Here is a 6785-nt window from a genome sequence, read left to right as displayed (position 1 = left end):
ACACCACTCACCTGTGATACCCGGGGACGGCCTGGCTGGTCAGCCGGATCAGGGTCGGCCCACATCCACTACGGCCGCGAAACCACCACAGCGACAGGCACATCCACCCGCACATCGACACACCGTGCCATCGCCGCCCCCGTCACCGCCGAAGATGCGCCAGCCGGACCTGCTCGATCTCCACCGCGGCTCTGTCGTGTGAGTCGGAGCGGAGGCGGCTCCCGGCTGAGCGGTGGGCCTACTGCCGGGCCATGTGCATGCGCATCTCGCTGTGCATATCGGTGATCAGCTCTCCGGAGAGGTCGACGACGACGGTGTGCAATGTGCCGGTGAACCGGAACGGAGGTTCGTAGTCGGAGACCACCGCGGAGCCCGGGTTGGCGCCGCAGGTCATCCCGCCGGGGTTGAACGCGACCGGCGTGATGAACGGGAAATCGGCCTCGCCGACCAAGCTGCGGTCGATGTAGAGCCGAGCGCGGCCCGGTGTGCCTTTGCCATTGGCGAAATCGGGCGCACCGGTGGGTTCGAATTCGAAGCGCAACTCGTGGCGGCCTTCGGGAACGAGGTCCGCGGGGGAGACCCGGTGGACGGTGCGCCGAACGTAGTTGTGGGCGTAGTGCAATCGGCCGTCCTTGACGAAGAAGGACCAGCCTCCGACGTTGGTGCCCTGGCAGAGCAGGACGCCTTCAGCGCCGCCGGGCGGGATCTCGACATCGGCGGTGACACTGTGCGGACGGTTCAATACCCGAGGGGAGACGGCCGCGGGCAGCGTCTCGGTGCCGGGCCGAAGTGTGTACCGGGTCTGTGCCTGCGTGATCTGCGGGCGCTCTGCCACCAGCCGTTGCAGGCCGCTGCCGTCGATGGGCAGTACCTCGTATCTACCGGCTTCCACGTACCACAGTGAGATCATTTCGATGAGCTTGTCGCGGTGTTCGGCGGCGAGGTCACGGGTCTCGGCGAAGTCCTCGGCGATGTGGTACAGCTCCCAGTGGTCGGCGTCCAGCTTGCCGAGGTCCTCCGCGGTGATAGGGCTGCCGAAGGGTTTGTCCGCCTCGGCGAAGGACGGCCCGGGCCACGGGCACACGGCCCGCCATCCGTCGTGGTCGATCGCGCGGTGACCGAGCATCTCGAAGTATTGCGTGTGATGCTGGGTCGGTGTGGTCGGGTCATCGAACGTGTGGGCGAAGCTGACACCGTGAATAGGCGACTGTGATACGCCTTTGATGGTGGCCGGGGGTTCGATTCCGAACGCGTCCAGGACAGTCGGAACAATGTCGATCAAGTGTGCGTACTGGGTTCGCACTTCACCCTGTGCCGCGATGCCGCGTGGCCAATGGACCAGAAACGGATCGCTGACGCCACCGCGGTAGGTCTCGCGCTTCCACCGCCGGAAGGGCGTGTTGCCCGCCGAGGTCCAGCCCCACGGGTAATGGTTGAACGTGGTCGGTCCGCCGAGTTCGTCGATGGCTCGAAGACTGTCTTCCAGCGGTTCCGGGGCGTTGTTGAAGAACTGCAGCTCGTTCGTGGTACCTGAGACGCCGCCCTCGGGGCTGGCTCCGTTGTCGGAGACGAGCATGATCAAGGTGTTGTCGAGTTCGCCGGTGTGCTCCAGAAACTCCAGCAACCGTCCGATGTGGTGGTCGGTATGCGCGAGAAATCCGGCGTAGACCTCCATCATTCGCGCGGCCAGGCGGCGCGCGTCAGGCGACAGGGAGTTCCAGTCCGGCACATCCGGGTCACGGCGGGAGAGCCGGGCGTCCGGCGGTACGACGCCCTGCCGGAGTTGGCGGTCGAAGGTGGACTCGCGGTAGGCGTCCCAGCCGTCGTCGAATCGGCCTCGGTAGCGATCCGCCCACTCCTTCGGTACATGGTGGGGTGCGTGGGTCGCCCCGGTGCAGAAGTTCAGGAAGAACGGCTTGTCCGGGGCGACCTGCTTCGCGCTGGCGATGAAGGAGATCGCCTTGTCGACCAGATCCGCGGTCAGATGGTAGCCCTCGTCGGGCGTCCGGGGCGGCTCGACCTGGTGGTTGTCGTGCACCAGATCCGGATACCACTGGCTGGTGTCGCCGCCGAGGAAGCCGTAGAACCGCTCGAAACCCCGGCCGAGGGGCCAACGATCGTAGGGGCCGGCCGCCGATTCCTGCTCCGACGGCACCAGGTGCCATTTGCCGACCATGTAGGTGTTGTACCCGTGCTGCAGCAGCATCTCGGAGAGGAATCCGTTCTCGAACGGAATGTTGCCGTTGTAGCCGGGATATCCCGTGGCTATCTCCGTGATGCCCGCCATCGCGTTGGCATGGTGGTTGCGACCGGTGATCAAGCAGGAACGCGACGGTGAGCACAGTGCCGTCGTATGCATGTTGTTGTACAGCAGTCCGCCCGCGGCCAGGCCGTCGATATGCGGTGTGGAGATGGGACTGCCGTAACAACCGAGCTGTGCGAATCCCGTGTCATCGAGCACGATGAACAGCAGGTTGGGCGCCCCCGGTACCGCACGCACCGGTTGGGGCCACGCGGGCCTCGACACGTCGGTCGTTCGCCCGATGATTCCAGGAAAAGCTGTTCCCCGCCGGTACTCCTCGAGCGCCATAACTCGTCCTCCGTCCTGCCGGATGGAACTGGATACCGCCAGCTTGCTCGTTCGAGCAGCGATGCAACGCATCGACACTGCGTCAACGAGATGGTTCGGCTGCGTGCCTTACTGGAATCGAATTCTTGCCCTGAAGCTCAGGCAACCCTCATCGTCAATGGCTCCGGAATGTGCAGGTGGCCGGGCCATGCCAATGCCGACCGGGGAGGACGAACGCGACCCATCCACTACTGCGACGGCACAGTGAAATGCTAAACGACGAGCAGCGCGGATGTCATTTTTTTCCGCTCCCGCGGCCAGTGCCATCTGGCCGCGGGAGCGGTGACTGCCGGGACCAGGTGACCCGGCGAGCCCACGTGTTCAGGCTCTGGTGTCAGAACGCGGCTTCGTCCAGTTCCATGACGCTGATGTCGACATCGGAGATGACCGACCATTCAGCGCTGAGGTGGGGGAGGACGGTCTTGGCGAAGAAGGACGCGACGGCGACTTTGCCCTCGTAGAACGCACGATCCCGGTCGCCGGTGCCGGAATCGAGGGCGGCGAGAGCGATCTCGGCGGCGACGATCAGCCGCCACGCGACGAGCAGGTCGCCGACTGCGAGCAGGAATCGCACCGAGTTGAGTCCGATCTTGTACAGCTCGGTGGGACTTTCCTGCGCGGCGAGCAGGTGCTGGGTGAACCTGCCCGCCATGTCCTGGACGTCCTCCAGCGCGGTGGCCAGCAGCACCTTCTCGGCCTTCAGGCGGCCGTTGCCGGTGGTGGACTCCGCTGTTTCCCGTATCTTCCCGGCGACGTGGGCCAGCGCGACGCCGTGGTCGCGGGCGATCTTGCGGAAGAAGAAGTCCTGCGCCTGGATGGCGGTGGTGCCCTCGTACAGCGAGTCGATCTTCGCGTCCCGGATGTACTGCTCGATCGGGTAGTCCTGCAGGAAGCCGGAACCACCCAGGGTCTGCAGCGACTCGGTGAGGTACTGGTAGGCCCGCTCCGAACCGACACCCTTGACGATCGGCAGCAGCAGATCATTGACCCGCGCGGCGAGTTCCGCGTCCGCACCCGAGATATGCTGGGCCACAATGTCGTTCTGGTGTCCAGCGGTGTAGAGGTAGATCGCGCGCAGGCCTTCCGCGTACGCCTTCTGCATCATCAGTGCCCGGCGCACGTCGGCGTGGTGGGTGATGGTCACCTTTGGCGCCGCCTTGTCCGCCATCTGCGTCAGGTCGCTGCCCTGCACGCGGGTCTTGGCGTATTCGAGGGCATTGAGGTAGCCGGTGGACAGGGTGGCGATCGCTTTGGTGCCCACCATCATGCGGGCTTCCTCGATCACCTTGAACATCTGCGCGATGCCGTTGTGCACTTCACCGGCCAGCCAGCCCTTGGCCGGGATGCCGTGCCCGCCGAAGGTGACCTCACAGGTGGTGGAGGCCTTCAGGCCCATCTTGTGCTCGACGTTGGTGACGAAGGCGCCGTTGCGCTCACCGATCTCGCCGGTCTGGTGGTCGAAGTGGAACTTCGGCACGAAGAACAGCGACAGGCCCTTGGTGCCGGCTCCCGCGCCCTCGGGGCGGGCCAGCACCAGGTGCATGATGTTCTCGAACAGGTCGTCGGAGTCGGCGGAGGTGATGAACCGCTTCACGCCCTCGATGTGCCAGGAGCCGTCCTCCTGCTGGATCGCCTTGGTGCGGCCGGCGCCCACGTCGGAACCGGCATCGGGCTCGGTCAGCACCATGGTGGCGCCCCAGTTGCGTTCGGCCATGAGCTCGGCCCAGCGCTTCTGCTCCGCGGTGCCGATGCCGTGCGTGATGTGGGCCATGATCGCGCCGGTCAGGTACAGGTAGGCCGCTGGCTGTGCGCCCAGGACGAATTCGCTGATCGCCCAGCTCACCATGGCGGGAGCGGGTACGCCGCCGATCGCCTCGGTCTTGCCTACGCGCCACCACTCGGCGTCCTGCCAGGCGCGCACAGCTTTCTTGAACGATTCCGGGAGGCTGACCGAGTGGGTGGCCGGATCGAAAACCGGTGGGTTGCGATCCGACTCAGCGTACGGTTCGGCGACCGGCCCTTCGGCCAGGCGCGCCGCCTCGGCCAGCATCGACCGCACGGTGTCGCCGTCCAGGTCGCCGAACGCTCCTGACTGCAAGATGGCGTCGAGTCCGTACACCTCGAACAAGTTGAACTCGAGATCGCGCACGTTGCTCTTGTAATGGCTCACGGGCCAAATGCCTTTCGGGAAACCGGCCGCTGTATCGGCGAGGGATGCGGTAGGGCGCACGGATCGGTGATCACCCACGGCATACTGTGCGGTACGGATGACCCGAAATCAATTCGAAGTTAATTACCACTAAGTTCATGGTCGAGCGTCCGGTTGCCTCCTATTCGCTGATAGCGCAGGATTGGCCCGGATAAGTGAATAGCGACTAAGTGGCGTAAATCACTATGTGGAAACTCGACCGCGGACCGGCGCCGATTCGATCCCTTCTCCGATCGCCACCAGGACGTCGACCAGATCGACGCGCCATCGAAAACGTGGATTGCGGACGGCGTCGATGACCACGGTGGCCACGGCGCGAATCAGCACGCGCGCGACCGGGGGAGACAACTCGGGCCGGACGGCCTGCAACATGCGGCCCCACTGGGCGATGCAGTCCAGGCGGACCCGCCGGTATCGCTGCACCGCGTCGACGGGCAGGTGCCTGGTCTCGCTGACGGTGATGGCGAGCAGATCGGGTTCGTCGGCGCCCAACTGGGCGAAGCTGCGCATGAGCGATCGCATCGATTCCTCGGCGCTGCGGCCATCGGCGACCGCACGGGCGAGCAGCAGGCGAAGCCATTCGTCCTGCCGGCGGACGATCTGGTCCAGCAACTCGGCCTTGCTCGAAAAGTGGTGGTACAGGGCGGGGCCCGTGACGCCTACGGCTGCGCCGATGTCCTCGATTCCTACCGCCGCATAGCCGCGAGTGCTGAACAATCGCGCCGCCTCCGCGAGCATTCGTTCCGACCGCAGCGCCCGGTCCAGTTCGGTGTTGCCGGTATCGGTGCGCGGTGGCCGGGTCGGCGCGCGGCCCGCCGGGTACTCGGGCAACTCGGTGGAGATCACGGCCGCGACGGCGGCGTCGAGCACCTGCGCGGCGACGGGTGCGGGCAATTCGGCACGGTAATAGGACGGACTGACCGCGACCGACAGCACACACCAGCTCAGCAGCTCGACATCCGGGGTGGTCAGCTCCGGCCGACGTGCGCGGATCGTGTGCCGCAGATATCTGGTGAGCCGCGAAACGCGGACCAGCACCGCGGCCTTGTCGGCAGGTGTCAGATTGCGGAACTCCAGCTGCCACAGCCTCGGCAGGCCGCGCAGTTCCAGTGCCACCCGCACCACCTGGGCCAGTACGGCGGCACCGGAATCATCGGCGCGGTACGCAGCGCCGAGCCGGTCCAAAGTGTCGTCGAGGCCCACCAGCAGGCACTGACCCAGCAGCTGCTGCTTGGTGCGGAAATGCCGGTACAGCGCGGCCGCCGAAATACCGACCGCCGCCGCGATATCGGCCATCGACGTGCCGTAGTAGCCGCCGTGTGCGAACGCGTCCACCGCGGCGTCCAGGATCATCGCGCGCCGATTCGGCGGCCTCCGCCGCGGCTCCCTGCCGTTGCCCTTCGTGCTCACGCGCACAGTGTCGCGTATCGAGCGCTCGGCAACCGGCCTTGGGGGCCGACCATCGGCGGGGACGGCTGCACCCGAACGTGGATGTCAGGAGTTGCGCCGGGCTACCAGGGCTACCAGATCGGCCGCAGTGCGAATTGCCTTCGTCCGCGGACGACCGTCGGTGGTTCCACCGGATCCGGGCCCAACTCGCGCCGCGGATCCGGGATCTGGGCCGCTCCACCCTGTGCAGGCCAACTTCTGGCCGACATCCTGCGACCGGGCACATCCGGAGTACAGCCAGAATGGGCTGATGAGCCCACTGCCCGCCTGCACAGCTTCAAAGCTTGACGACCAGATGCCTTCGTGTCATCGACGGTCGGAGCGCCGCACGGGTGGCCGCGGATCTTCGAGGGGTTCGATCAGCCGCATTCCATCGCATCGTGCCTTATCCCACTACAACGTGGAGTCCTCAACCAATAGTTGTGGCTAGCACGTGGATTGGTTGTTTGATGCCCGTCGCGCCATCTGGTTGCATTCTCACTCCGCACGGCACGCGGC

General features: G+C 65.7%; 3 protein-coding genes. All 3 read right to left on the bottom strand.

The features are described 5' to 3' along the window. Positions 1 to 238: 238 nt before the first annotated feature. The 3 genes from OHA40_RS33155 to OHA40_RS33145 all read right to left on the bottom strand — a co-directional run bounded on the left by OHA40_RS33155 (position 239) and on the right by OHA40_RS33145 (position 6248). Positions 239 to 2590: an arylsulfatase gene (locus OHA40_RS33155; RefSeq protein WP_330230737.1), complete on the bottom strand. Its 2352-nt coding sequence runs from the start codon at positions 2588 to 2590 to the stop codon at positions 239 to 241. Between the two features lie 373 nt (positions 2591 to 2963). Further along, the gene (locus OHA40_RS33150; protein ID WP_330230736.1) at positions 2964 to 4799 is read right to left on the bottom strand and encodes an acyl-CoA dehydrogenase; all 1836 of its coding nucleotides are present in this window, start codon (positions 4797 to 4799) and stop codon (positions 2964 to 2966) included. A gap of 222 nt (positions 4800 to 5021) precedes the next feature. After that, complete coding sequence (locus tag OHA40_RS33145) at positions 5022 to 6248, bottom strand: TetR/AcrR family transcriptional regulator (RefSeq protein WP_330230735.1); 1227 nt, start codon at positions 6246 to 6248, stop codon at positions 5022 to 5024. Between the last annotated feature and the right edge of the window lie 537 nt (positions 6249 to 6785).

Source organism: Nocardia sp. NBC_00508 (assembly GCF_036346875.1).
Classification (GTDB): Bacteria; Actinomycetota; Actinomycetes; order Mycobacteriales; family Mycobacteriaceae; genus Nocardia.
The sequence above is the reverse complement of the archived record's forward strand: the minus strand, read 5'-3'. Positions and strand labels throughout refer to the sequence as shown.